Origin of the sequence: Thalassotalea sp. G20_0, assembly GCF_017744175.1 — a bacterium.
Classification (GTDB): Bacteria; Pseudomonadota; Gammaproteobacteria; order Pseudomonadales; family Endozoicomonadaceae; genus Endozoicomonas.
Window position 1 is genome coordinate 42,746 of sequence record NZ_JAGHQV010000023.1, and the last position, 25,491, is coordinate 68,236.

Consider the following 25,491-nt stretch of genomic DNA (forward strand, 5'->3'; position numbering starts at 1 on the left):
ATTCACATTATTTTTAAAATTTATATAATGGTACTTCCATCTAAAAAAATCTTGCTGTATAAAGTTCATCGAATTGAACATCTTTATTCCTAAGTAGGAAGTTCTATCAAGACCAAGGAGTCGTAGAGTAAATGAATATTTTTGAAGAAGTTCTGCATCGCCTCAGCAGCAAAACCCGTATTCGCTCACTGTTTAAAGATGTACACGCGGAAGATCTGGAGCGTATCATTTCCCGTCTGAACGATGTGCTGACTGAGAAGCAGGAAGCTCGTGCCAAAGACGAAGAAAAGCGTAAGAAGAAGCAGGAAAGCATTGAAGCCATCAAGCAGATTATGGCTGACCGTGGTGTTTCCATGAATGATCTGGGTGTAGGTAATCTGGAACCGGAAGAGACAGTACAGAAGCGTCGCAGAAACATTCAAAAGTACACTTTTGAATACGAGAACGAAGCGGGTGAGCGCATTAAGTGGGAAGGTGCCACTACTGGCCGTCTGCCACGTGATTTCCAGGCGTACCTGGAGCGCACTGGCAAGAAGCGCCTGGACTGTGCTCTGGAACAGATCGAAGAGTAAGTTTTATTCACTCTGAATAAAAAAAGGGTCTTGCAGACCCTTTTTTTATTTTCATGAGTTTGTTTTGGCAAATACGGCGTTAATATCACCATTTACCGGAAAGATCGTGTTCAACCGGTCTGCTATACGTTGACGACGTTGGCTTGCTTGATTCTCGACAAGGGAAAGTGACATATAAAACGGCTGCCTTTTCCCGGATGACTACTGATACTGATACGACCTTCATGCCTTAATAACACATGTTTTACAATCGCCAGTCCAAGACCTGTGCCCCCTGTCGCATGACTGCGGCTTTTATCCACCCGGTAAAAACGTTCAGTCAGTCTTGGAATATGAACAGGGTCAATGCCAACACCATTGTCCTGAACCATCATGTGTCCACCTTCCTGATCCTGCCACCACTTCACCTGCACCTTTCCTCCAGACGGGGTATAGCGGATAGCGTTATAAACCAGGTTAGAAAAGGCACTGCGCAGCTCCATGGCATCACCCGTTAATGAGGCATCATCGTCGCATTCAAGTTGTAACTGGTGCTGATTTTCACCGCTCAATGCTTTGGCGTCGTTAACGATACCGGCAAGCAGAGGCTTAAGCGTCACTGACTGACTTATTCTTTCCGGTTCAGTTGCTTCAAGCCGTGAAAGTAACAAAAGATCCTCAATCAGCCGCTGCATTCTGGTTGCCTGCTCCTGCATTTGACCAAGGGCACGATTAAAGATGGGCGGTGTATCCGGATTCATTGCCATACCATCACTCATGGTCTCCAGATAACCGGAAATCACGGTCAATGGTGTTCTCAATTCATGGGAAACATTGGCAACAAAATCGGTTCTCATGATTTCAAGTTGATGCAACCGACTGACATCCCTGACCAACAGAAGTCGATTACCCTGACCATAAACGGTAATGGCTATTTGAAGCTGTCGGCTGTCGTGAACCGGTGAATCGATCTTAATGGGCTCTTTGCCTTGGCTATTGTCCATATAGCGGGCAAATTTTGGATTTCTGACCAGGTTTGTCAGGAGTTGTCCCTGGTCATCGGGCATTTGCAGGCCCAGTAGCTCTCCGGCGGCACGGTTCCACCACTCAAGGGAACCATTCTGGTCGGCCATGACGATTCCGTCGTTTAATGCTGCCGTTGATTCCTGTATGCGTTCTATCACGCTGGCAAGTCGCTGTTTTGAGCGGTCGTGTTTTCGCTGAATTCTATAAATTCCATCAAAGATCTCACCCCATACGCCTGTGCTTTCCGGGGGATCCAGCTCTTTGTGGGCAGCCTTATCAAGCCATATCAGCAATAGGTGCAGTTGCTGGTGGCTCCAGAGAAGGTAGAATAATGTGGCAAGAAAAAGCCCCAGAAAAATCCGGTCAGCCAGCCAGCCGACCAGCAGCCCGATGGCAAGCATTGATACTATTCGACCGGTAAACCAGGATCGGACAGAGGTGGTCACAGGCAGTTCCGCAGTTTGTTGAGCTTATGGTGATTGATCCTGACCATCATTCTTATGTCATCAGGCGGTGATGAGGAAAACGTCACTGAAGCCATTTTCATTGAATTCCAGCATTCTATGCTTTAGTGGAAAAACGGTAGCCAGTACCTCTGACGGTCTGAATGAAATTTTCATAGCCACTGCCCAATGCTTTTCTCAGGCGGCGAATATGGACATCCACCGTTCTCTCTTCAACATACACATTGCCACCCCAGACCTGGTCAAGCAACTGTCCACGGGAATAGGCCCGCTCCTGATGAGTCAGGAAGAACTGCAACAGCCGGTATTCCGTTGGCCCCATTTCGGCGGGGTTGCCATCAATACTGACCCGGTGGCTGACAGGGTCCAGTTCCAGTCCTTTGACGACGATAGCCGACTGTTCGTCCATCCCCTGAGTTCTGCGCAGTACGGCCTTGAGTCGGGCAGCCAGCTCGCGGGGAGAGAAAGGCTTGGTGATGTAATCATCCGCACCGGTTTCCAGCCCCTGGATTTTATGGTCTTCTTCCCCTTTGGCGGTCAACATAATGATCGGAATTTCTGCTGTCAGCTGGTCACGCTTAAGTCGTCTGGCCAGTTCGATACCCGAGATGTCCGGTAGCATCCAGTCCAGAAGGATCAAATCGGGTCGGTTATCAACCACCAGTGAGTGCGCCTGTTTTGCATCGGCTGCTTCAAGGCACTGATAACCAGCCATTTCCAGCGCCATAGCCACCATTTCCCTGATGGGTGCTTCATCATCCACAATTAGAATTGTTTTGCCAGACATGAGAATACCCCGGGGTTGAATGAGAGAAGATTGCTTTGGTAACCGTTTATCTTTATGACAGGTATTACAGCGAGGGAATGTTACAGAAAAATGACGTTGAGGAAAATTTGATGGACTTTTTTCTGGCTGTCCAACCCATGAGCTGCTGTTTTCCTGTCGTTGAAGTGATAAAGGGGAGGTGAAGGTTGAGCACTTTCTGCTCAACCTTCAAATTCAGGTGTTTCCGTCAGTCATCACAGAGAACAGGCCAGACCGAGAAATATGGCTGAACCAACCCAATGATTAGAAAGAAAGGCTTTAAAACAAGGCTCCCTTTCACGGTTGCGGGTCAACCATTGCTGGTGGGTAAAACCTGCGGCTGCTGCAACAAGGCTGGCATAGAATGGCCAGGCTAATTCCAGCTGTAACCCCAGCATCACCAGGGCTATCAGGGTAAACGTCTGAAAACAGGCAATAATCAGATTATCCATTTCGCCAAATAAAATGGCGGTGGACTTAATGCCGATCTGCAGATCATCATCTCTGTCCACCATGGCATACTGGGTATCGTAGGCGACAGTCCATAACAGATTGGCGATAAACAACAGCCATGTCTGGGTGGTCAACGTGTCGGCCTCGGCGGCAAATGCCATGGGGATGGACCAGCCAAATGCGGCACCCAATACCACTTGCGGCAGATAAGTGTGTCGTTTGGCAAAAGGATAGGCTGAGGCGAGTAGCAGGGCGGCAAAGGAGAGATAGATGGTCAGGGCATTGGTGGTCAATACCAGCAGAAAGGCCACGAAAAACAGGCTGGCGGCGTATATCAGGGCTTCTTTCGGGGTTATCTTTCCGGTCACCAACGGACGTTGCCGGGTTCGTTTTACATGACCATCAAAATGTCGGTCAGCATAATCATTAACCACGCAGCCAGCGCTGCGGGTCAGCACCACCCCAAGAATGAAAACCACCAGATTACCAACAGAGGGTATGCCTTCGGCCGCAAGCCAGAGCGCCCAGAGTGTTGGCCATAGCAGCAGATAAATGCCAATGGGGCGATCAAGGCGAGCCAGTTGAATAAAGTCTTTCCAGCGTGGCACGTGCTGATCCAGCAGCTCTGCACATTTATCAGCGCCTGTTATCGATTGTATAAATTTCATCTGCGCCCTTGGAGTTCTGTGTTTTGGAAATATAGTCAGGGCCTTCCAGCCGACACATGTTTTGCCGATAAAAAAATGATCAGCCAGGCTGCCATGTGTCCAATGTCTATGTAGTCTTGTCGGCCTGCCAGAGCAAATTGCTTATCGCGGGAGACTATCATGTTTACAGAAGACTTACGCCCTCTTCAAGAACAACTTTTCCATCACTCCATCTACCAGAAAATTACCAGTGTGGAGACGTTGTCGGCCTTTATGGAAGCTCATGTCTTTGCTGTATGGGATTTTATGTCGCTGGCGAAAAGATTGCAGCTTGAGTTTACTTCCATGCCGCTACCCTGGGTGCCAGTTACGGATGCCCCGTCTGCCCGCTTCATTAATGAAATTATTCTCTATGAAGAGACGGATAAGGATCTTCATGGCACGCCCATGAGTCACTTGGAAATGTATCTCGCAGCCATGGGTGAAGTATCTGCAGACACCAGCAAAATCCAGCAGGTAATCTATAGCATCAGGACCGGTGTTCCCTGGCAGCAGGCCCTGGTGGTTGCTGAGGTACCGGAATACATTCAGGCATTTGTTTCGGATACCATGAAGGTAGCCCAGTATGGCTCGTTACCGGAAGTGGCCAGTTATTTTCTTTTCGGACGTGAAGATGCCATTCCGCAGATGTTTTCTTCCCTTTTGAATCATTGGGAAATCCCCCCGGAGTCCGTCCCTGCCATGACCTACTATCTTAAGAGACATATCGACCTTGATGGGAATGAACATGGCCCGGCAGCAGAGAACCTGCTGAAACAGTGCATTAACGGGGACAAAACGGCAGAAATATCTGCAGTTGCCAAGGCGAAAGAGTCTATTTCAGCACGAATAAAATTTTGGGATGGTCTTGAGAAGCAATTAGACGAGGTCACCTCTGAAGAGGGGCAGGGAGCTGTTCATAAAGCAGAGACTAGACTTCCCGGTTTTATTTGAGACATTGCGTTTTTTCAATTCAAGAAGGAACTTTGGCTGATAATTACTGTCAGAGTATTCATCTGTGATGGTTTCTGAGGTTTCCAGGAAAGTTTTTGTCCGAAATTTGTATATTCCAGTCAAAATAATATTTACGGGATTATACAAGTTTTTGTACAGACACCTTCTTCATCACATTACAAATGCTCATGATCGACTCTGCCGGGCATTTGTATTCGATAAAAATAACCATTGATGGAGATTTAAAATGCAGGCAACAAATACTTACCCTCCTCAGCTACCGAAATATGATCAATCTTCTGATGCAGATTTAAATAAACAAACTAAAAGTGATCAACGTTTTGCGGATTCCAGTGTTGCAATTACCGAAATTCCGCCACAAATCGCAACACAAAGCTATGCTTCGACATCTCCCACTACTCCCATTGCTGGCATATCCTGCAAGGTTATCAATTCAGGTGACGCTGCCTCAATCGCTGGCAGCAATGCCTCCGAATCACTGAAGAGGCCATTCATTAACGATTCAGACGATGAATCGACAATGTGTGAATTGATGAAAAGAGAGTCTATTAACTCCTCTGCAGACCGCACCGAACAGGGCAGTTCTATAAAAACGCTGTTAACGGCGATTACCGACACTGATACTTCCAACGCCAAAAGATTAATATCCGAACACGGTGCCACTAAACTTTCCGGGTGTCGATGCTCGTTTTCCTTTGAAGGTAGAACTTACCTTGACATCACGCCTTTTGCTCTTGCGTGCAGACTTGGCAAGTTGGATTTGGTCAAGGAGCTATACGTCAATCCGGAACAACTAAACCAGACATTTGATACCACAAACGAAGGTGTTGGACAAACATCACTCATGTTAGCTACTGTGAGCGGGAATTCTGAATTGATCAGGCAATTATTAATGTGGGGAGCTGAACCTCAAACTCTTGATAATGATGGCAATGTGGTTGATGCAATTGGTAAAGTTCTTAACCAGGGAGACACACGTGAAAAAATCAGAAATTTAGTAATAGAATATTATAAAGAAAATGACCTGATATCTTGTAAAGATTCCCCTATCCGGCTTGGTTACAATGAATTCACTGATAAGGATGTTATAGGTTATATGGGTGAGGAATTTGCTTATTTAAATCCTGACTACAACAAACTTCAAGAAGGTTCCCATGAGCTCGGCCTGTTCGCCAGGTTATTCTCCAAATAAAGCGACTGTAGAATTTACTGATACTCTTCAACATGCTTACATCTGAAATTAGCTATCAGCCATCAGATTTTGGTGGTACGACCGTTAAGGCTCCTTCTCAAAAACCGCAGGATCATGTGGCACAAAGAGAAGGTAAAGGCTCTGGCAATAAAGCTTACTTTGGTATATTCAAGGTCAACACAGCACTCCTTGAACATCTTTATCTGCAACGATTTTATTTATACGAAGGTGACCAAATACCGTTTGTTAGTCAGATGCACGAACGGCGCTGTATGCCGGTACTCAATGAGCAGTTATTGGACAATCTGGTGAAGGCGCTTATAGACGCTGTAAACAACAATGATACCTCCAGGGCTGAAAGGCTGATATCCATATACGGTGCCAAAGAACTGGCCAGGTACCGATGCTCATTTTCTTTCGAAGATAAAACTTACCCTGATATCACCCCTTTTGCCCTTGCCTGCAGATTCGGTCAGTTGGCGTTAGCCAAGGGGCTTTATGCCAACCAGGAACAAGTAAACCAGGCATTTCACTGCGAAAACGGGACTCATGGACGTACTGCGCTCATGTTGGCGGTTATGTACGGGCATATAGACGTAGTGAAGCAATTATTAGGGTGGGGAGCTGACACTGAAATTCTTGATGACCATGGCATGGTGGTGGATGAAATTAACTTAGCTTTTAACGAGGGAGCTAAACAGGCCCTTATCAGCAATTTATTAAGGGAATATCGTGAACAACGAAATTATGAACAATTTAAAAAACCCGATTTTTGTACCTATTTCATTAAAGGAGTGCTTGGAATGGGGCTTTATGTAAATCCTGAATCCATAGACAATTTTCTTGATAATATCCTTAATCCAGATAATTTTATTTACGTAAATTGCAAGTTAAAGCCCCGGCCTGGTAGCGTTGGCTCTTAGGGCATTAGCAGCGAAAAATTTACCGGCTTACTGGAATACCCCTTCACATGCTTCGGGGAGGTAAACATGCGCTATTCTCAGACAGCCTCTCTGCGCTCTCACATTCCGGCAAAAAAACCTCACAAACAGAAATAGGTTTCTCCCGCAAATAAAACAGGGATCGTCTGGCCCAGGCGATTTCTGCGGTAAATTCCACATCAAGGTGTGCGTTAAATTCACTGGCTTTTATATCGGCGACTTCAATCGGTCCACGGCGTAGGCCGGGCTGACTGAAAATATATTCACCTAATGGCCGGTCCCCCAGTTCCAGAAGTACTCTATTCTCACCGGACAGACTGGACTCTGGTAACACACTGCGGGCAAAAACCACCGGTTGACCTGAGCCAAACAGCAGGACTTCTCTTATACTGGCACGCTGATCATCGCAATGAAGAAAGGCTTTCTCTGATGCATGCGGTTCCTGCCAATCGTGGGAGATGACCCGGACAAAAAAATCGTTGTTGTGTGTTAGCTTCAGCCGTCGGGTCAACGAATGTTGATCCAGTATCATGTCACGCAGTGCGCTGGGTATCGCTTTGGCATCTTGGGCGGGTTGCCAGTTCATGTCAGCAAAGGGCATCGGCAGTACATCCTGCCCGGAGCCAAACCGATGACTCCGGGATCTGTCAATCAAGTGGGGATCAGTTAGGCAAAGAGCCTTCAACACCCTCCACATACCAGTTCATGGACAGAATATCACCATCGTTAAGCTTTGTACCCTCTGAAACTTTAATGGAACCATCCTGTGCCTTGATGGGGCCTTCAAAAATGGTAAAGGTGCCATCGGCAATCTGTGCCTTGAAGGCTTCAACCTGGGCCACGACGGTTTCAGGAATAGCTTTGTTATAAGGAGCCATTTCAACCATACCTGCGGAGAAGCCACCCCATACATCTTCTGCCTTCCACTGCTTATCCAGTACCGCTTTGGCCGTGTCGGTATAGAAGCCACCCCAGTGAACCATGCTGCCGGTCAGGTGGGCATCGGGACCAAAACGTGTCATGTCCGTGTCATAGCCAAAGGCATACACCCCTTTGTCCTGGGCGGCCTGCACCGGAGCGGGAGAGTCGGTGTGCTGGTTGATGATGTCGGCACCCTGGGCAATCAGTGACTCAGCCGCTTCACGCTCTTTGGCTGGGTCGTACCAGCTGTTGATCCAGACCACTTTCACGGTGGCATCCGGGTTGACACTGCGCAGGCCGAGGGTAAAGGCATTGATCCCCTGAACCACTTCAGGAATCGGGAATGAACCCACATAGCCAATCACATTGTTCTTGGTCATGTGTCCGGCAATAACACCCGTCAGGTAACGGCCTTCATAGAAGCGGGCAGAGTAGGTACCAACATTCTTGCCACGCTTGTAACCTGTGGCGTGCTGGAATTTAACGTTGGGAAATTGCTTGGCCACTTTCAGTGTTGGGTTCATGTAGCCAAACGAGGTGGTAAAGATCAGGTCGTGTCCCTGTTGTGCCAGTTTACGGATGACCCGCTCGGCATCGGCACCTTCAGAGACACTCTCAACATAAGTGGTTTCGATATTCTTGCCCAGCTTCTCAACCATCTCCAGCCGGCCTTCATCATGACCATAGGTCCAGCCGGCATCACCCACCGGGCCGACATAGACAAAGCCCACTTTCAGCGGCTTTTCAACCGCCGACGAGAGTGTCGACAGGGTCATCAATCCGGCCGTTGCCACACAGACGAGGGCCTTTTTAATCAGGGATTTCATGGGATGATCAACTCCTTACAGGTCTGTTTTATCGTTAGAATAATGGCCCGGGTTCCCTGTCAGGCCAGAGTGAAAACGTCAATGACTACCCCGCCGGATGGTAGGGTTTGCCAAGGGACATTGGTGCCAGCAACCGGCTTCTGGACTGGTTGCTTGATAGCAGTACCAGCACCACAATCGTTGCCAGATAAGGCAGGGTCGCCAGCAGATTGGATGAGATAGAGGCACCCATCCCCTGCAGTACCAGATGCATAATGCTTGCCAAACCAAACAGCCAGGCCCCCAGTAATACCCGCTCTACCTTCCAGCTGGCAAATACCACCAGGGCCAGGGCAATCCAGCCGCGCCCTGCAGTCATGCCTTCCGCCCACAGTGGCGTATAAGCCAGTGACAGATAAGCGCCCCCGAGGCCAGCCATGGCACCACCAAACAGCAAGGCCAGCCACCGGGTCATTATCACCGGTAAGCCTACGGCCGTGGCTGAATATGGACTTTCCCCGATGGCTTTCACCATCAGGCCGGGACGGCTGAAGCGGAAGAACAGCCAGATAGCCAACGCGATACCCAAAGAGCAGTAAACCAGAATGTCCTGACTGAACAGGGCTTTGCCCAGAATTGGTATGTCTGATAACAGCGGGATCAACATTGGCTGGAAGCCTGCCAGTGCCTGACCGATGTAGTCAGTGCCCACATAAGCGCTCAGGCCTGCACCAAAAATGGTCAGGGCCAGGCCGGTGGCCACCTGATTGGCCCGTAACTGGATCGCCAGCAGGCCAAACAACATAGCCATGGTCATGCCAACCAGCAGGCTCATTATCACCCCGAAGATCAGGCTGCCTGTGGTGAGTGCGGCAATAAAGCCGATCACCGCGCCCATAAGCATCATGCCCTCTTGCCCCAGGTTGAGCACACCGCTCTTTTCACAGACCAGTTCCCCCAGGGCAACCAGCAGCAGTGGCGTGCCGGTTCGAACCATGGCAAACAGAATGTTAGTGATCAGGTCCATATCCATTAGCCATTGACTCCTGCATGATGTCCGTGAGCCGGGGGTTGATGAGCAGAGATTTTCAAGCGGTAACTGATCAGAAAGTCACAGGCCAGCAGGAAGAACAGCAACATCCCCTGAAACAGACTGCCCATGGCCAGAGGCAGGCCAAGGTCAATCTGACCCATCTCGCCCCCCATATAAACCAGCGCCATCAGCAGGCTGGCCAGTAAAATACCAATAGGGTGCAGGCGACCAAGAAAGGCAACAATAATGGCGGCATAACCGTATCCGGGGGAGACCGATGGCACCAGCTGACCAATCGGGCCACTGACTTCCGAGATACCGGCAAGCCCGGCCAAAGCACCGCACAGCAACAGACTGAAATACACCAGTCGGCGCTCACGGAAACCGGCAAAGTGCCCGGCACTGGCATCCAGACCAATGACCTTCAGCTGAAAGCCCAGAAAGGTCCTGGTCATCAAGACCCAGATGCACACCCCGGTCAGCAGTCCGAAGGCCAGGCCAATATGCAGGCGGCTTCCCTCCAGCAACAGTGGCAGCGTAACCGCATTGGTAAATAGAGCGGATTCCGGGAAGTTAAAACCATGGGGATCTTTCAGGGGGCCGTGTACGGCATACAGCAGCAGATTCAGGGCAATATAGTTCAACATGATGGTGGTGAGGATTTCATTGGTATTGAAATGATTCCTCAGAACCGCAGGGATCAATGCCCAGAGCAAACCGGCCGCAGCGCCGGTTATCAGTACAGCGGGGAGTACCCAGACGCCTTCTGAATCCATCCAGCTCAGGGCGGCCCAGCTGCCCATCAGAGCCCCCATAAGTAACTGTCCTTCCGCGCCGATGTTCCAGATATTGGCTCTAAAACACACCGCCAGACCCATGGCACAGAGCAGTATCGGGGCGGCTTTGACACCCAGCTCGGACAGGCCATAGCTATCGCTGACGGGCAGAATGAAGAAGGTATATAAGCCGGTCCATGGGTCCTGCCCCTGCAAGGCAAAAATCACACTCCCGGCCATCAAGGTGAGCAACACCGCCAGAACGGGGGATAGATATTTCATCAGGCTGGAGTCTTGTGGCCGTCTTTCAATGGCAATCTTCATCAGGGGGTATACTCCTTTGCCTGTCTGTCAGGTTCCATTTCTATCCCGCCCGGGAGCACTGAGGCTGGTGCTGATGCTTCCGGGTGACCAAACACACCGGCCATCCACTGACCCACTTCGTTAATGGAGGTTTCTTTGACCGGTTTCACCGGCGACAGTTTGCCGTGGCAGAGTGCACCAATTCGGTCCGAAATCTGGAACAGCTCATCCAGGTCTTCAGAAAGCACGACGATGGCCGTGCCCTTGTCCCGCAGATCAATCAGGGACTGATGGATCAGGTTGGCGGCACCAACATCAACGCCCCAGGTAGGGCTGGCACAGATCAGCAGTTTGGGATCTTGTAAAATTTCACGGCCAATGATGAACTTCTGCAGATTACCGCCGGAAAGGCTTTTGGCATCCGCTGAGTTGCCGTGGGCTTTTACCCGAAAGCGGCTGATAACGTCGTTGGCAAATCCGTGAATTCGTCGCTGTCTTAAAAAACCACCGGACACCAGGTTTTGTAAAAAGCCGGTGAGCAGGCCATTTTCTGACAGCGACATATCAGGCACCGCTCCGCGACCAAGGCGTTCTTCCGGCACTACGGCCATGCCCAGGCGTCGTCGTTTACGGGGGGTTAACTGGCCAATGGGCTGATTATCCAGCGTGATAAAATCCGCTGAGGTAGCCAGCCTCTCCCCGCTGAGCAGCTGAATTAACTCTTTCTGGCCATTGCCAGCAACACCAGCGATACCAAGAATTTCCCCGGGTTTTACCGAAAAATGGATGTCGTGCAATGGAGTGCCAAACTCACCCATTGCCGCTTCCGTCAGCCCTGTGACGGCGAGGCGTTTATCTCCTTTCTTACTGGTGGAAAAACTGTAGCGCTGACCCAGTGTCGTCTGGCTGCCCACCATCATACTGGCCATATCCTCAGTGCTGGTGGTTTTTGGATCACAGGTTCCGGCAATTTTTCCGTGTCTCAGCACTGTGGCGCTATCACACAGGGCTTTGACCTCCTGAAGCTTGTGGCTGATAAACAGCAGACTGCAGCCTTCAGCGGCCAGCTTTTTCAAGGTGACAAACAAGCTGCTGACTTCTTGTGGTGTCAGCACCGAGGTGGGCTCATCCAGAATCAAAAGACTAATGTCTTGTACCAGACAGCGAATGATCTCAACCCGCTGGCGTTCTCCGGTGGATAAACTGTGCACATGGCGATGAGGATCAATGGGCATGCCGTAATGGCTGGAGATTTCCTCGATGCGTCGGGCTAGATCCTTCAGTTGGCCTGCTGCTCTTTTATCCATCGCCTTCCCGTAAAAAGAGAGTGCAATGTTTTCCACCACGGTTAAGGTTTCAAACAATGAGAAGTGCTGGAATACCATGCCGATGCCAAGGCGTCTTGCATGGGCTGGAGATTTAAGGGTGTGCTGCTGGCCATCAAACCAGATACTTCCACTGTCTGGCTGCGTCACACCATAGAGAATTTTCATCAAGGTGCTTTTGCCTGCACCATTTTCGCCTAGCAGCGCATGGATTTCACCGGGTTGGATGGCAAGGCTAACGTGGTCATTGGCAACAACCCCGGGATAGACTTTGGTGATTCCTGCACAGCGAATACGGTAGCGGCGGTCTTCACCGCTGCGGTTGTCAAAAACAGCGCCTTTACTGTCCAGGCGGTGTGACCGGCTGGATTCCGGCTGGTGACTTGCGGGCATGATGATCTCTGATGACGTATATTTATTCTTCTAGGTGAATCCGTTTATCACTGGAGTCTGTTTGATACAGCGCTTTTTTGATTTTTTTTGCTAAACATAATGTTGCTGGATCTCACGGTTTGCACAGTTTAATCGCTCGTAGGCAGTACTCTGTTCAGAGCAGAAATGCAACAGCCAATAATGCAAAACTCAGGATGGGCATTTTGCCAGAAGATCACAGTTTTTTACTACCAGAAAAGATTTATGCTGGCAGTTGCAGTGTGAATCTTTGTTTATGGATTTACCTGTTGAGCATTTGGGGTGTTTTTAAAAGCACAAAACATGCCAGAAATAAACAGCGATTGGCATGTATGAACCGGAGAGAATGATGAAAAAGTGGCAGTGTATCGTCTGTGGTTTTGTTTATGATGAGTCTGTCGGTTGGCCTGATGATGGCATACCTGCCGGAACTGCCTGGGAGGATGTTCCGGAGGACTGGCTCTGTCCGGATTGTGGAGCCAGCAAATCTGATTTTGAGATGATGGAAGTGAGTTGATTGATCGAAAAACCCGGATTTCTGACAAAAATCTTACAAACAGTTGGTCCAGACTATTGCCCTGAGAGCAGCGGTGTTTTAGTCTGTTTTTGTCTGTGAGCCATACACCTGCAGTCAAGAGCTGTTGCAGTCCTTGCTCAGGAAGCAAAAAACCCTTGATTCAAGGGAAGAAACAAGAAAAACAAAACGGAGTGTATTACCTATGCGTAAACCCGATCTGGTCAATGTCATCGCTGACGAAGCGGATATCAGCAAGGACAAGGCTTCTTTGGCGCTTAATGCCATACTTGAAGCCATCACCGGTGCCATGAAATCAGCAGACTCTGTCAACCTTGTTGGCTTTGGTACTTTTGAACAGCGCAGCCGTGCAGCCCGTACCGGTAAAAATCCCCAAACCGGTGAAACCATCCAGATCAAGGCCAGTAAGACGGTGGCTTTCAAGCCGGGCAAAGCCCTGAAAGAAGCCGTAAACTGATAGATCTCCATCTGGCCAGCTGCCATTGATGTGCCAGAGAATGGTAAACCGGCTACCGGTTTTACTATCTTCATAAAAACTGTTTGCACAACCTCTCAGAAAGCATTTTTCCATTGCCAGCTTTTGCAAGTTGCGCCATGGGGAAGTGTTTTCTTTTTAAATAGAGTTCGGGACTGAAGTAGTGAAATTCAAATTGTTGTTATGGGCACTGGGTTTCATGATGAAACGTGCCAGTCGAAAGAACCCCACATTTCAGAAGACGCTTGAAGGCCAGGACCTGACCTTTCAGCTCAGCAGTAAAGACGGTGTCGCCCGGCACTATATTGTCAAAGGCAAACAGGTTTACCCGGTTGCCGGAACCACCACCGAGCCAACATTTGAGCTTTCTTTCTCCAGTGCCACGAAAGGGTTTGAAATCCTGACGGCAAAAAATACCCAGGAAGCCTTTATGCGTGGTGTTCAGGAGCAGAATATCGTGGCAACCGGTGATCTCAGTAAAGTGATGTGGTTTCAAACCATGACCAGAGCCATGAAGGGGTAGTAAATTCTATCCTCTTAACGCCCTGCTATCGGATGCGATGTAAATAACCGATAGCAGGATACGTAGCTTCCATAATCTTTGGTTAATCTGATTTTAAGTGGTTGACAGTCCACCCAGCGATCTCTAATATGCGCCGCATCGCTGAGATGTTGAACAGCGATGGCAAGGCCCAGGTGGCGGAATTGGTAGACGCGCTAGCTTCAGGTGCTGGTGTGAGTTAAACCATGCGTCGTTTTGTTTTCGGACTTTTGTCCTTGCAAAACAAATGGTTGCAGGTTTGTTAAGGTAGATGACATATGTCGTTTCCTAAAATAAATCCTAAAACCTCTGGCTAAAAAATAGTCTTGTTTTTTGAACGAAAGTTCAATAGAGTTCAGCAAAATTTTTGACGATGCCCAGGTGGCGGAATTGGTAGACGCGCTGGCTTCAGGTGCCAGTGACTGCAAGGTCGTGGAAGTTCGAGTCTTCTCCTGGGCACCAAACATCGTCAAAAAGTATAAAAGTGTCGTATATGCCCAGGTGGCGGAATTGGTAGACGCGCCAGCTTCAGGTGCTGGTAACTGTATGGTTGTGGAAGTTCGAGTCTTCTCCTGGGCACCAATTCTCAAAGATATGTCGTGTAATTGGCGGCAAAAAAAACCGGACAACTGCCCGGTGATATCTTCTCTCATATCTCTTCCCTTTTGTTATCTCGTACCCTGTACTTCCTGGGTTTTCCGGATATAGATTTTCTTTGCTTCCAGTGTTTTGTGGCCGGAGACCAGTCCTTCATGGTCAGACACGCCTTTGGCTTTCAGGTCGTGGAAGTGCCATTTCTCATTAATCAGTCCTTCATCTACTGCGCGGTTGATCAGCTTCTGCCACTGGCTGTCCAGCGTGTTCTTGTGCATCTTTTGCCCCGGTGACATCTGAATGCCTTTTTTGGCAGGGACGTTGGGCGCTCCAAACACATACTCAAACTTTTCACCGTTATTGTAATCATCAAGGGTTTGCAGGGCTTTTCTCAGTCGTGGTGTCCAGAGGGTGATTTCATCCAGAGAACCTTTTACCCGTTTCAACTGTATGCCTTTCTCCAGCAGCTGGTCCCGCTTCATATTGATCAGCTCGGAACGTCTTGCCCGGCAGATATAGGCAAACTCCATCATGGCTTTCCAGAACGGGTTGGCCAGATAGTAAACGCAGGCGTAGTCTTCATCGCTGACGTACACATCCTGGCGATTGGGGCGTGGAAGAGCTTCGCAATCCAGCGATGGGTTAGGCGGTACCCCTTCGAGGTGGCTTCTGCCCCAGCTCCAGGCACTGGAGATCAGTTTGCGGGCATTGGCGACAGCACCCGGTTTGTCGGAAAATTTTTCATAGAACCGGTTCAATGATGGTGGTGTGATCAGCGCCAGCGGTACTTTACCGAAAGTGCCATACCCTTCCACGGGGAAGTTTTTCACCTTCGGGGTATACAGCCTTTTGTTGTACTGCCAATCCTTGCTCTGGCTTCTGAGTTTTCGGGACTCCAGATATTCATCCAGCAGCCAGCCCAATGTCTGGTCGGAACTTTTTTCCAGGTTTTCAATGGCCATATAGAGTTTGGACATGGCCATGGTCTCTGGTCCAAGTACAATCTCGGCACCGAATACATTCTTTTTGCCGACCCGGCCATGGTAGGGTTTATAGATGAAACGCCCTTTGCTTCGGTAAACGCCATCCGGCAATTGGGCATTCTCTTTATTACGTGGTCTTCCCATCAATACATCTCCTATAGGAATTTGAGTGTTTGTTTTTTGGGTTGTTGTGGTTCAGTGCCAATCAATGGCTGGTTAATGGCTGCGTAGGTGGTAACCACTTCGCCATTACGTCCGTAATAAAACGGTATCCGGTTTTGCACCATCCATTTGACCAGTGCCGTTTTTTGCTTGATGCCCGACCATGCCATCAGGTCAGGTTGGGAAATCAGCGCATCCATGTCCCATGCCCGTTAAAAGAATTTCAAAATGTCGTAACCGAGAACCGGTTGGGCATTACTGGTGGTCAGTCGCTTACTGTCGCGGTTGTGGAACAAGGTTTCTGACGGATCGTACATCAGGCCGAACTGCCAGCCTTTATCGGTAAGCAGGTACTTGCCCCTTTTGCCCTGACCGGTCCATTTGATGAGCCGGTGCTTCTCCAGTACCTCCACCACATGGTGACGGCTGCGACCAATAAACTCGCCCAGCTCCACCAGGGAGAAGTAATCGTCCAGTTCGTAACGGTTACGTTTGCGCTTTTGTTTTCTCTGGATGGGTTCTTCATCGGTATCAGAGCCAACTATTTCCGATTCAGGTGCAGGATCAGCATAGCGGCTATCCTGATCGATCGATTCAGTTTTGGATTCATCGGGGAGTGCAGGTTGTAAATGGTCCAGCACGGTCTGATACCACTTCACCTGTTTTACTGGCGCACCGCTGTTATGGGCTTTTCCGGTATCAAGGATTTCACACAGAGGCTGGCTCTGACCGGTGGGTACCCACAGGCTATCGATTTTGATTTGAAGTCCTGCCGCTTCCAGTAACTTGTTCACCTGACGGGGATCTTGAGGCGGTGTCATCATCTGACCCAGCTGGGTTGGGGTAAACGTCATGGCCTGGACAGGTGCCACCAGTTGTTTCTGGCCCATGGCTTCCAGTGGTGAAAAGTTGATCTGGCTTTTCACCAGTCGGTCTGCTGCCAGCATGGCCTGATTGCCTTCAAAGCCGTATTCCTTAACAAAGGATATGGCTTTCAGGCTGGTGTCCATATTGATTTTCAGCAGTTGATGGCGATCAAGCTGTGGTTCCTGAATAAGAGGGGCAAGGGGTTTAGATAGTCCGGATTCCAGTTCATACCATCGATTGATAACCGCCGCCCGACGCTTGACATCGTATCCGGTGATCAGTACTTCGAACTCAAACCTGGGCAACCGATATTCGGTGTATTTCTGCTTGTTTTGCGGGTTTACGTAGGTATGCTCAAATTTGAGCGTACCCCCTCCAAGCTTGCTCAGCATGACTTCAATGTCTCTTTTGACATTTTTATGCTCCTTGTCCAGCGCCTTGGCAATCTCCCGACTGGACATCACCATTTCTGTTCTGGCCACGGCACTGTCCGGAATAAATCCATACTGGCTGGCAGAGGGCTTGATGGGGGTATGGGTGGTGTTCATATTGATTCCTTTCATGCTCTTGCCATTTTGATGGAGAGTGGTTGCGGCCATTTTCAATTCCCTTTTCTGGTCATGGTCTTGTTATGGTGTCTCAGTGGATGGCGCTGCTCTTTACGACAGGGTCCTGATTGATATCCCTGATTCGTTGCAGGATCAGCCCAGTGACCAGCATCGCTTGATCCCGTGCCCGGGGGCTGTGAATACCCACGGTGATGGCAACAATCAGCGTGGTCATTTCAATCAGCACGGTTTCTGCATCCAATAGCTGACCTTCCATTTCTTCACCGATCCGGTCAGCCAGCATGACTTTTCTTGCCAGTTCCTTTTCCTCCTTTTTCGAGCTGAGACCAGCGGTCTGCTTCTGTTTTATCTCTATGGCCAGGGCCAGATCATCGGGTGTGAGGGGGCTCATTTCGGCTTTCATTAAAACAAGCTCCTTTAAAATGGGATGGAGTCGTCGTAGGCGTCATACTGTTGCGTTTGCATGGGCTGGGGAGCATGACCACCATCCCGGGCATTGGCGTATTGGTTAGGCTGTGATTGTTGATATTGGGATTGCGCAGGCTGGGCCTGCTGACCATTGGGGTTCTTTTCCAGGAACAGGAGCTTGCCATTGAAGCCGTTGTGCACGACTTCCCTCTGGTAACGATCCTGTCCGTTCTGGTCCTGCCATTTTCGGGTCTGGAGCTGGCCTTCGATCATCACTCTGTGGCCTTTGGCCAGATATTGAGCCGCCAGTTCGGCGGTCTTGCCATACAGCACAACACGATGCCAGTCGGTGCGGGTCTGTTTCTGACCGTCTTTTTTCCAGCTTTCTTCGGTGGCCAGGGAAAGGATGGTGACGGCATCACCATTGGCAGTGGCTTTGCAGTCCGGGTCTCTGCCCAGTCTGCCAATCAGGGTGACACGGTTCAGGGATGCGGCCATCAGGCGGTCTCCTTTTCTTCTTGTAGTGACAGTTGTTGAGCGGGGGTAATTAGCCCGGCGCGGCGGATGATCAGTTCAATGCGGTATTCGTTGCCGTGGCGGTCAAAGCGGTAGCAGTCCAGCGAGCCTTTGCCGAGCCACTTTTCCATGCTGTAAATGTCGTCGGTCAGGATTTCCTCGGTGACTTCACCATCGGTATAGAGCAGGTCGGGTTGCTCTTCGTTTTTTTCTGGTGCTGTGGCTGGTGCGAGTTCTGGCTCCGGTTCCGCTTTCGGTTCATTAGTCGCCAGTTTCTGTTGGGCTTCCTGACTGAGGCGCATTTCAATAATGGCCATGAGGTCCGATGGTTCCTTATGCAACAGGGTATCCAGATCGGGAAACAGGTAATCTTTGTCATTAGCCATTTTCCGGAACAACGCCAGATTATTTTTCAACGCTTGTGCTTGCTGCTTCTGCTCAATTCGAGCCTGTGCCAGCCGGTTATTTACAGCTGACTGCATACTGGATACGTTCTTCTTGCCCTTGATGACTTCCTGAAAGTCGATGGCCGTGACCACGGCGGCTATCCAGCCCGGGGTGAGTTCAACATTGATGGTCTGACGTTCTTTTTCCAGTGTGGTGACAGCTTTCAGCACCATGCTGTCTTTTATATGCTGCTTCTGATGTTTGACCTGCTTGTCCAGCGACTTGCGTTTGCTGGCCATGGCATCGGTGAGGTGGTCTATGCGGGTAAATAGTTCGGCGATTTCCGGTACCTGGGCAAGTGCGGTTTCTTTGCCATCTTTCAGTTTCTTTTCCGTCTTTTTGAAAAACTTCACCGCCGATTCGGCGTCAGCAAAATCCTGATCGCTGACCAGTTCAGACTTCACTGAATCAATGCGGTGGTGGATCTGCTCTTCAAGTTGGGGCAGATTGGAGTGATGAACCTGACCATTAAGTTGGATAACCAGGGCTGCGGTATCCTGAATAAGTTCGCCTTCCAGAACCGGCGTGGCTACTGCTGATTCAAAGTTGTGCAGATCTTCCTGAAACTGCTTCCATCCAGCGATCAGAGCTTCACGACGATAGTCTTGGGATTCATAGTAAACATGGCGTAGATTGGCGGAGGTACCATCGGAGCAAACAAACAGTACCCGTTCGGCACCACTGACCAGTAGCTGTTGTTCCAACTGCCAGTAATAGGCAGGCTCAATGCCTTCCCCTTCGATCTGGGCTACCAGCTTTTCATTCCAGAGCTTGTGCTCAAATATCAGGTCTTCCATCATGGTTAGCCCGTCGAAGCTGGCCAGCAGGGGTAGACCGTCGATGGTGGTTGCACCCGTGGCCGGAAACAGATCCGCGCCGGCAATCTTTTCCGCCAGTGGTCGTGCCTCTGCTTCAGCCTGATGTCCGGCATCGAATTTTTTTTGCTGGAATTCGTTTACCTCTGGGGTACTGCCGGTTTTCTTCTGGTGCAGCAGCTGGTCCCGGCTTATAAACGGACTGTCGCCCATCATGGCCGGTGCCTCGCTGGCGGTGAAATAGTTTTGGCGCAGGGCAAGCCATTCAGGCGTCCCCTGTTGAATATCGAGAATGTCCATTTAATGGCCTCGTGGTTGGATGGCTTTCAGTTGTTGTACTTGCTGCGGGGTGGGTGGAGCTTTGGATTTGATTTTGCGGATAATGCGATCTGCACTCTGTTTACCGGACTCAATGGACGCCCGCCACTCCGATAAATGGCGCTGGAAGTCTGCATCGGGGTAGTGGGCCTGAGTCTGCGGTTGAGTATCTCCATTCATATCGGGCACATAACCATCGGTGTCATCGTCCGTGCAGGCCAAGCCCAGAATACCTACCAGGGTCTGACGCTTGAGATAAGTCACGGTAGAACCGATCTGCTGCAGTGGGCTTTTGTTACCGGTGTTATCCACAGGGCCGGTGGCGGTGTTGCAGATGGAGTGGCCGGATACATGACCCAGATTGCAGGTGATCGTGATAGATGGTCCGTTCTGCTGTTGTTCAAACCAGTAGCTCAGGCCATAGCGATGAAGAACCGGCTGAACCGCAGCGACCACATCATCAATGGAGGCGTAGGAGTACTCCATACGGCCGCCACTTTTCGTATTGAAAGCAGCGTTCTTGCTTTTCTTCACTACCGGCATTTCCTGCTGAAACCGGGCAAAGGCCTCATTGAACTGCTGTCGTGCAACAATGGCCTGACTCTATTCATACAGGCTCATCACCCGTTCCAATGTGTCAATGTTGGCATTCTGGGCGATGGCGGAATGCATAATCTGACCCACTTCCGACAGTCCAGAAGATTCAGGTTTATCCACAGGCAACACTCCTGTGGATTCAATCAGTTCGGTTTTCTTTTTAGCTGGCATGGCGAAGGGCCTCGTCCCGGTGAATGCGGTTTCTGACGGCCAGTACCTGATCAGCAATTTCCATGCGGAAACTCTTTTCCCATGCACTGGATAATGTGCGGTGCAGTTCGCACCAGGCGCGGAAATCAACAATCACGGCATCTGCCGTTTTCGGGTCTTTACGCCATGCGGCGATTTCATCCCTGATGACCCGATAGATCTGGAGCACGGTCATATCCGGCGTGATGTTGCTGGCGATCTGGTCTTTCAGGATGCAGACCTTGCCGTAGTCGTAGGTGTACTGATTGATGTTCAGCCAGTCGCTGATACCCGTGACGACGGGTTCTTCCAGCCGGTTGATTTGGGTTTGATTAGCCACGGCAATAACCTCTTTTGCTGGCGTAGTTAATGACATCCCAGCTGGAGAGCCGGGAGTGTTCGTTGTTGCAGTCATGCACCAGCTGTTTCACGGCCAGCCAGCGGTAGCCCTGCATGGGGTGGAATTCTTCCAGGGTAAGAAAGGTCAGGAAGTTGCCCGGGGTCAGAACGCCAAAACCGGCAATAATGATGGGCTTGTGATCTTCGATCTGTGCCTGAATGTGGGTTTCAATCCGTTCCAGCTCGGACTCGATGGTCTCTTCACGGGCTTCCCTGTCGTCAATGGCATTGAGGTGCCGGTTGAGATCGCGGGTGACTGCGTCCATTAAAGATTCCTTATTTTTGTAAATTAAATGTTTTTCATATTTATATAATTGCAAAGTAAAACTTTGCAAATGATAAGTAATAATATATTTATATTGGCTTGTTGTTATTGATAGTTTCTATAAATCTATGGTATTGGTTAGGTGTATCAAGGGGTGTGGTTTGTTTTCTGACACGGGTTCAGGGATGGATAGCGTAGAGCAGTGGATTCAGTGTTTGCCAGAGTCTTTGCAGATAGCCATAAATAACACGGGGAATACCGGAAATGTCATAGCTTTTGTAAACTCGATACCCAAAAGCAAAGGGCGGCCGCGATTTACCCGAAGTGGCCGATGTTACACACCGGCTGCTACCCGGCAGGCAGAAAATGAAATTCGTTGTTTGGCAAGGCTGCAGCTGAAGAAAATGCTGGCTGGCCCTGTGGGGGTTTTGGTGGTGGCGGTCTTTCCGATTCCATCAAGCTGGTCAGGGACGAAAGCCGGTCAGGCGCAGGCAGGGGGCATCCGCCCGGCGGTGAAGCCGGACTTCGACAATGTCGCCAAACTGTATTGTGATGCCCTGAACGGGATTCTCTGGGAAGACGACCGGCAAATTGTCGATGGCCGCTGCATCAAGGTCTATGGACAGCAACCTGGTGTGCTGGTGATTGGCTGGCCGCTATAACAGGAAGCTGACACCGACGGCAGTGCCCTTGTAGATATCCTTGATATCCCCCGCATAGTTAAGATCAAAAGTGCCGTACAGCCGATTGATGAATCGCAGGCTGTGTTGCGACTTGCTGATCGGGTTCCACAGGCGAAGCGAAAGTTCACCGTCGTGTTCTATCAGCAGGATCTTCCCCGGCTCAGGGGCAATTACGGTATCCACCTGAACTTTGGCACCTTTGGGAATACTGATCGCCGTATCGGATGGGGTCTGGTTGACCATGGTGTCGTTTTCCATCCGTAACAGAAAGCTCTTGTGGTCCGACTCAATAATGCAGATGGCCGACTCCGAGAGTACCTGCTGTCGTCTTTCATCGAGTTCATCAAAGAAAGCGCTCGCCTTATCCAGGCTGATGTAGGGCAGGGTTTTCGGATCCGGCAGCTCTTCGCCGGTCTCCAGCCAGTGAATGGAAACGCCAAGAAAATCAGCGATGGCGATTTTGTTATTCAGCTTCGGATTTCTGGCACCACTCATCCACAAACTGTATGTCCCTTCCGTGCAACCCACGGCGCGGGCGATATCGACATTTTTCAGATTTTGCTCTTGGGCTTTGCTTTTGACCCGGTCTGTCCAGTTTGTCACGTTCTTTTCCAATAACTGTTATTCATTATCCATAAGCAAAATAGTACACGGCTGGGAGCTATTGATTAAGGGCGAGAGTTCGCTTTGGATGAGTCGGGCTATTTACAAATGATCTAAAAGAAACGTATTCTCTTAATTATCTTTGCTTAAGAAAAGAAATAACGATAAAAACTGATTCACAAGGAAAGATGTGATGAACCAATCTCAGCCTCATGCTCAGTTCAGAGCATCAGCCAGCCTCTTCGTTCGCACCGCAGGAGGTACCCCATGATCCATACCGACGAACTGGGCATCCCCGACCAGCCACAATGCTGGCAGGATATTCTGTGGCCACTGGCAGGACAGCCCGCCATGCCAACCTCGGCATCACTGTATGAAGAGTTGTGCTGGGAAAATCCGGATATTGATGTGGGCGAACAGTTGTTGAAAGCGTTTCACTACATGATCGATCGCTGGGACCAGCCGGGTGAGGCCAAAAACGTGGTGATCTTTCTGAAAAAGTGGATGAGCCTGAATCAGAAGAATGCCCTGCAGGCGGCGAGGTATTTTCCAAAAGAAGCACCACTGGCAGGAGGTGACCAATGAAAGAGTTTGGCAAGGTCTACAGCCAGTTCTGGATCAGTGATGATATTCAGCCGCTGTCAGATAAAGCCAGACTGTTGGCCCTGTATCTGTTGACCACCGGCCACGGGAATCTGATTGGTATCTTCAGGATGCCAAAAGGCTACATGGCGGCAGACCTTAACTGGGACGAGCCGAGCGTTGAACGAGCGATTGCCGAGCTAACGACGAGTGGTTTCCTGTTGGCCTCTGACCAGTGCCAGTACATCTGCATTCCGCAGTTTATGGAACACAACCCTGTGGACAATATCACCCAGATTGATGCTCGCCTGAAGCTGCTGGTGAAACTGCCACCGATGCTGCTGGAAGACTTGCCCGGAGTGCTACCTGTTATCGAGAGGGCGCTTGTGAAAGCCAGTGATTACAAGGGCTCGAAGCAAACAGAAGCTTTGTTGGAAACTGCTCGGAAGATGCTCGGCCAGTGCTCGGCAGAATCTCGCCCAGAGAATAAGAGAAATAGAGAAGAAGAGAATAAGAGAAATATTTACAAGACATATGTCCGATCTGATGATCGCACGACCCCCAGGACGGGGGAAGTGCCACCAAGTGCCGGGAGCACGACTGGTGCGACCCCCAGGACGGGGGAAGTGCCACCAAGTGCCGGGAGCACGACTGGTGCGACCCCCAGGACGGGGGAAGTGGCACAGGCCAAATCGGGCAGGACTGATTTCTCTGAATCTTTCGAGCAGTGGTGGAGCCAGTATCCGAAGCGGGAAGGTGACAAGGGCAACAAAACCAAAACCTTTGGTCACTACAAAACACGACTCCGGGAAGGTCATACCCCTGAAGCCCTGCTGGCCAACATCCTGAAATACGCCCGTTACTGCGATGAGACCCGGGTGACGGGTACCCAGTACGTGAAGACCACAACGGCCTACCTGAATAACCCCGACAACGCTAGCAATCCATGGATGGTGAACTATGAAGCCCGGCAGCGAAATTCTGGAAAACTCAGCCTTGTTGAGCAGGTCGAACAGGCCAACGCCCATATCCTCCAGCCCGGAGCCTTCAGCGAACAGGGAGCCTTCAGCGCAGAGGGAGCCTTCAGCGCAGAGGGAGCCATCTACGACGTTGAGCCAGAGGGATCTGGTGAATCTGTTCTCGACCATGACGGGACTGTTCGGCCAGAAGTGGACCAGTGCCTACGGTCTGGCTGATCGCAATGGCGTGTGGCTGAAAGCCCTGGATGGGTTGCATCCTTCCCAGTTGGAAATCGGGCTCAACCGTGTGAGGCTGGCTGGTAGTGAGTGGCCACCAACCGCGCCAGAATTTCGCAAGCTGTGCCAGCCGATGCCGGAAGAACTTGGGTTGCCCACGCTGGCCAAAGCCTGGCGGGAAGCCAATGAGCATGCCAGCCAACCCGCTCATCACGGCTGGAGCCATCGGGCGGTATATCTGGCAGGACGGGCAGCAGGTTGGTATGAGCTGCGCAATGCCGGTACTGCGGAAGAGTGTCGGGAGGTGAAGCGTCGGTTTGGGGCGGCTTACCAGGCTTTGGTCAACCGTGAATGCCAGGGCCAGTCGTTGGAAGACCAGTTGTCCATCGAGCACCAGTTCGATCCGGCCATTCACTCGAATCAGCTGGTCAGGGAGAGCATGGCCGAACAGGGCATTGATCCGCTGGATGGGCAGGGTGCAAGGCAGAAACTGATGGGAATGTACAGATGAATGGGCTCAGGGATGGCATCTGGTTGGCGGTGGTCTGGGTTGTGCTGGTGATGGTGCTCTGCTGGCACTTTGTGGAGGCAATCTGATGGCAGAGCTGGCATTGCAGAAAGTCTCGGCTCAGATGCTGGTGCCGGTATCGGACGATGGCCAGTTATTTGTACAGCAGCTGAAGACAGGACAAGTGATTCGGGCTGAATTTCGCAAAGCCCGTAATCCGCATTTTCACCGCAAGTTCTTTGCCCTGCTGAAGCTGGGCTTTGATCACTTTGAGCCGCAGCCGTGCCGGATGGAAGGAACCGACCAGTGGTTCACGCCGGAGAAAAATTTTGAGGAGTTCCGTCGCTGGGTGACGGTTAAGGCAGGATTTTACGATGTGATCGGATACCCGGATGGAGGCGTTCGGGTCCGTGCCCGAAGCCTGAAGTTTGCCAGCATGAGTCAGGAGGCGTTTGAACAGTTGTACTCCACGGCGGTGGATGTGTTGCTCCAGTTTGTGCTCCATCCGGGACGGGGTTGGAGTCGGCTGAAGGTGGAATCACTGGTGGAGCGAATTATCAATTTTGCGTAG

General features: G+C 50.4%; 31 protein-coding genes and 2 tRNA genes. 14 read left to right on the plus strand and 19 right to left on the minus strand.

What is annotated here, in order from left to right:
- Positions 1-131: 131 nt before the first annotated feature.
- The gene (locus J7438_RS14745) at positions 132-572 is read left to right on the plus strand and encodes an H-NS family histone-like protein (RefSeq protein ID WP_209277133.1); all 441 of its coding nucleotides are present in this window, start codon (positions 132-134) and stop codon (positions 570-572) included.
- A 122-nt stretch (positions 573-694) separates the two neighbouring features.
- Here the strand turns inward: J7438_RS14745 and phoR are convergent, their stop codons facing one another.
- From phoR to ubiA, 3 genes are all read right to left on the minus strand, one after another.
- Entirely contained in the window at positions 695-2,023 is a 1,329-nt protein-coding gene (phoR, locus tag J7438_RS14750; RefSeq protein ID WP_209277134.1) for a phosphate regulon sensor histidine kinase PhoR, read from the minus strand.
- A 115-nt stretch (positions 2,024-2,138) separates the two neighbouring features.
- A complete protein-coding gene (phoB, locus tag J7438_RS14755; protein WP_209277135.1) occupies positions 2,139-2,828 on the minus strand; it encodes a phosphate regulon transcriptional regulator PhoB in 690 nt (229 codons plus the stop codon).
- A gap of 233 nt (positions 2,829-3,061) precedes the next feature.
- Positions 3,062-3,967 (minus strand): 4-hydroxybenzoate octaprenyltransferase, encoded by a 906-nt coding sequence (gene ubiA / locus J7438_RS14760; protein ID WP_209277136.1) that lies wholly within the window; start codon positions 3,965-3,967, stop codon positions 3,062-3,064.
- A gap of 159 nt (positions 3,968-4,126) precedes the next feature.
- On the opposite strand from ubiA, the gene J7438_RS14765 reads away from it, so the two are divergent.
- The 3 genes from J7438_RS14765 (at position 4,127) to J7438_RS14775 (ending at position 7,075) form a co-directional block, all read left to right on the plus strand.
- Entirely contained in the window at positions 4,127-4,939 is an 813-nt protein-coding gene (locus tag J7438_RS14765; protein WP_209277137.1) for a DUF3050 domain-containing protein, read from the plus strand.
- 247 nt (positions 4,940-5,186) lie between these two features.
- Positions 5,187-6,152 carry an ankyrin repeat domain-containing protein gene (locus J7438_RS14770; protein ID WP_209277138.1) on the plus strand — a complete coding sequence of 322 codons (966 nt, stop codon included), beginning with the start codon at positions 5,187-5,189 and terminating at the stop codon, positions 6,150-6,152.
- A gap of 32 nt (positions 6,153-6,184) precedes the next feature.
- Positions 6,185-7,075 (plus strand): ankyrin repeat domain-containing protein, encoded by an 891-nt coding sequence (locus J7438_RS14775; protein WP_209277139.1) that lies wholly within the window; start codon positions 6,185-6,187, stop codon positions 7,073-7,075.
- 43 nt (positions 7,076-7,118) lie between these two features.
- Here J7438_RS14775 and J7438_RS14780 read toward each other — a convergent pair whose 3' ends face one another.
- The 5 genes from J7438_RS14780 to J7438_RS14800 form a co-directional block, all read right to left on the minus strand.
- Positions 7,119-7,748 carry a chorismate--pyruvate lyase family protein gene (locus tag J7438_RS14780; protein WP_209277140.1) on the minus strand — a complete coding sequence of 210 codons (630 nt, stop codon included), beginning with the start codon at positions 7,746-7,748 and terminating at the stop codon, positions 7,119-7,121.
- A gap of 7 nt (positions 7,749-7,755) precedes the next feature.
- The gene (locus tag J7438_RS14785) at positions 7,756-8,841 is read right to left on the minus strand and encodes a BMP family ABC transporter substrate-binding protein (protein ID WP_209277141.1); all 1,086 of its coding nucleotides are present in this window, start codon (positions 8,839-8,841) and stop codon (positions 7,756-7,758) included.
- Positions 8,842-8,926: 85 nt separating this feature from the next.
- Positions 8,927-9,853, minus strand: coding sequence for an ABC transporter permease (locus tag J7438_RS14790; protein ID WP_209277142.1), 927 nt, complete (start codon positions 9,851-9,853; stop codon positions 8,927-8,929).
- The gene (locus J7438_RS14795; RefSeq protein WP_209277143.1) at positions 9,853-10,953 is read right to left on the minus strand and encodes an ABC transporter permease; all 1,101 of its coding nucleotides are present in this window, start codon (positions 10,951-10,953) and stop codon (positions 9,853-9,855) included. The genes J7438_RS14790 and J7438_RS14795 overlap by 1 nt, the downstream gene beginning before the upstream one ends.
- The gene (locus J7438_RS14800) at positions 10,953-12,650 is read right to left on the minus strand and encodes an ABC transporter ATP-binding protein (RefSeq protein WP_209277144.1); all 1,698 of its coding nucleotides are present in this window, start codon (positions 12,648-12,650) and stop codon (positions 10,953-10,955) included. Before J7438_RS14800 ends, J7438_RS14795 begins: the two co-directional genes overlap by 1 nt.
- Before the next feature lie 364 nt (positions 12,651-13,014).
- On the opposite strand from J7438_RS14800, the gene J7438_RS14805 reads away from it, so the two are divergent.
- The 5 genes from J7438_RS14805 to J7438_RS14825 all read left to right on the plus strand — a co-directional run bounded on the left by J7438_RS14805 (position 13,015) and on the right by J7438_RS14825 (position 14,801).
- Complete coding sequence (locus tag J7438_RS14805) at positions 13,015-13,185, plus strand: rubredoxin (protein ID WP_503003912.1); 171 nt, start codon at positions 13,015-13,017, stop codon at positions 13,183-13,185.
- 202 nt (positions 13,186-13,387) lie between these two features.
- Positions 13,388-13,660 carry an HU family DNA-binding protein gene (locus tag J7438_RS14810; RefSeq protein WP_209203199.1) on the plus strand — a complete coding sequence of 91 codons (273 nt, stop codon included), beginning with the start codon at positions 13,388-13,390 and terminating at the stop codon, positions 13,658-13,660.
- A 181-nt stretch (positions 13,661-13,841) separates the two neighbouring features.
- Entirely contained in the window at positions 13,842-14,201 is a 360-nt protein-coding gene (locus J7438_RS14815; protein ID WP_209277145.1) for a helicase, read from the plus strand.
- A 393-nt stretch (positions 14,202-14,594) separates the two neighbouring features.
- Positions 14,595-14,681, plus strand: a tRNA-Leu gene (locus J7438_RS14820).
- A 33-nt stretch (positions 14,682-14,714) separates the two neighbouring features.
- Positions 14,715-14,801, plus strand: a tRNA-Leu gene (locus tag J7438_RS14825).
- 86 nt (positions 14,802-14,887) lie between these two features.
- Here the strand turns inward: J7438_RS14825 and J7438_RS14830 are convergent.
- From J7438_RS14830 to J7438_RS14875, 10 genes are read right to left on the minus strand one after another with little or no spacing between them, the layout of a single operon-like run.
- On the minus strand, positions 14,888-15,940 hold the full coding sequence (locus J7438_RS14830; protein WP_209277146.1) for a tyrosine-type recombinase/integrase: 1,053 nt from the start codon (positions 15,938-15,940) through the stop codon (positions 14,888-14,890).
- An 11-nt stretch (positions 15,941-15,951) separates the two neighbouring features.
- Entirely contained in the window at positions 15,952-16,158 is a 207-nt protein-coding gene (locus tag J7438_RS14835) for a DUF4224 domain-containing protein (RefSeq protein WP_209277147.1), read from the minus strand.
- Positions 16,159-16,170: 12 nt separating this feature from the next.
- A complete protein-coding gene (locus J7438_RS14840; protein ID WP_209277148.1) occupies positions 16,171-17,424 on the minus strand; it encodes a Rha family transcriptional regulator in 1,254 nt (417 codons plus the stop codon).
- A gap of 40 nt (positions 17,425-17,464) precedes the next feature.
- The gene (locus J7438_RS14845; RefSeq protein ID WP_209277149.1) at positions 17,465-17,797 is read right to left on the minus strand and encodes a hypothetical protein; all 333 of its coding nucleotides are present in this window, start codon (positions 17,795-17,797) and stop codon (positions 17,465-17,467) included.
- 14 nt (positions 17,798-17,811) lie between these two features.
- Positions 17,812-18,300, minus strand: coding sequence for a single-stranded DNA-binding protein (locus J7438_RS14850; RefSeq protein ID WP_286196605.1), 489 nt, complete (start codon positions 18,298-18,300; stop codon positions 17,812-17,814).
- A complete protein-coding gene (locus J7438_RS14855) occupies positions 18,300-19,880 on the minus strand; it encodes a YqaJ viral recombinase family protein (protein WP_209277150.1) in 1,581 nt (526 codons plus the stop codon). The genes J7438_RS14850 and J7438_RS14855 overlap by 1 nt, the downstream gene beginning before the upstream one ends.
- Complete coding sequence (locus J7438_RS14860; protein ID WP_353620142.1) at positions 19,881-20,492, minus strand: ERF family protein; 612 nt, start codon at positions 20,490-20,492, stop codon at positions 19,881-19,883.
- Positions 20,493-20,501: 9 nt separating this feature from the next.
- Positions 20,502-20,666 (minus strand): hypothetical protein, encoded by a 165-nt coding sequence (locus J7438_RS14865; protein ID WP_209277152.1) that lies wholly within the window; start codon positions 20,664-20,666, stop codon positions 20,502-20,504.
- Positions 20,656-21,024 (minus strand): hypothetical protein, encoded by a 369-nt coding sequence (locus J7438_RS14870; RefSeq protein ID WP_209277153.1) that lies wholly within the window; start codon positions 21,022-21,024, stop codon positions 20,656-20,658. Before J7438_RS14870 ends, J7438_RS14865 begins: the two co-directional genes overlap by 11 nt.
- Positions 21,017-21,349 (minus strand): hypothetical protein, encoded by a 333-nt coding sequence (locus J7438_RS14875; protein WP_209277154.1) that lies wholly within the window; start codon positions 21,347-21,349, stop codon positions 21,017-21,019. The genes J7438_RS14870 and J7438_RS14875 overlap by 8 nt, the downstream gene beginning before the upstream one ends.
- Before the next feature lie 184 nt (positions 21,350-21,533).
- Here J7438_RS14875 and J7438_RS14880 point away from each other — a divergent pair, with 184 nt between their 5' ends.
- Positions 21,534-22,010, plus strand: coding sequence for a RusA family crossover junction endodeoxyribonuclease (locus tag J7438_RS14880; RefSeq protein WP_209277155.1), 477 nt, complete (start codon positions 21,534-21,536; stop codon positions 22,008-22,010).
- Here the strand turns inward: J7438_RS14880 and J7438_RS14885 are convergent.
- On the minus strand, positions 22,005-22,634 hold the full coding sequence (locus J7438_RS14885) for a helix-turn-helix domain-containing protein (RefSeq protein WP_209277156.1): 630 nt from the start codon (positions 22,632-22,634) through the stop codon (positions 22,005-22,007). The two genes, J7438_RS14880 and J7438_RS14885, sit on opposite strands and share 6 nt — an antisense overlap.
- Before the next feature lie 267 nt (positions 22,635-22,901).
- Here J7438_RS14885 and J7438_RS14890 point away from each other — a divergent pair, with 267 nt between their 5' ends.
- The 4 genes from J7438_RS14890 (at position 22,902) to J7438_RS14905 (ending at position 25,491) form a co-directional block, all read left to right on the plus strand.
- Positions 22,902-23,219 (plus strand): lipoate--protein ligase family protein, encoded by a 318-nt coding sequence (locus J7438_RS14890; RefSeq protein ID WP_209277157.1) that lies wholly within the window; start codon positions 22,902-22,904, stop codon positions 23,217-23,219.
- Complete coding sequence (locus tag J7438_RS14895; protein ID WP_209277158.1) at positions 23,216-24,412, plus strand: LvrA C-terminal domain-related protein; 1,197 nt, start codon at positions 23,216-23,218, stop codon at positions 24,410-24,412. Before J7438_RS14890 ends, J7438_RS14895 begins: the two co-directional genes overlap by 4 nt.
- Positions 24,363-24,923, plus strand: coding sequence for a replication protein P (locus J7438_RS14900; RefSeq protein ID WP_209277159.1), 561 nt, complete (start codon positions 24,363-24,365; stop codon positions 24,921-24,923). Before J7438_RS14895 ends, J7438_RS14900 begins: the two co-directional genes overlap by 50 nt.
- Positions 24,924-25,008: 85 nt before the next feature.
- On the plus strand, positions 25,009-25,491 hold the full coding sequence (locus J7438_RS14905; protein ID WP_209277160.1) for a DUF1367 family protein: 483 nt from the start codon (positions 25,009-25,011) through the stop codon (positions 25,489-25,491).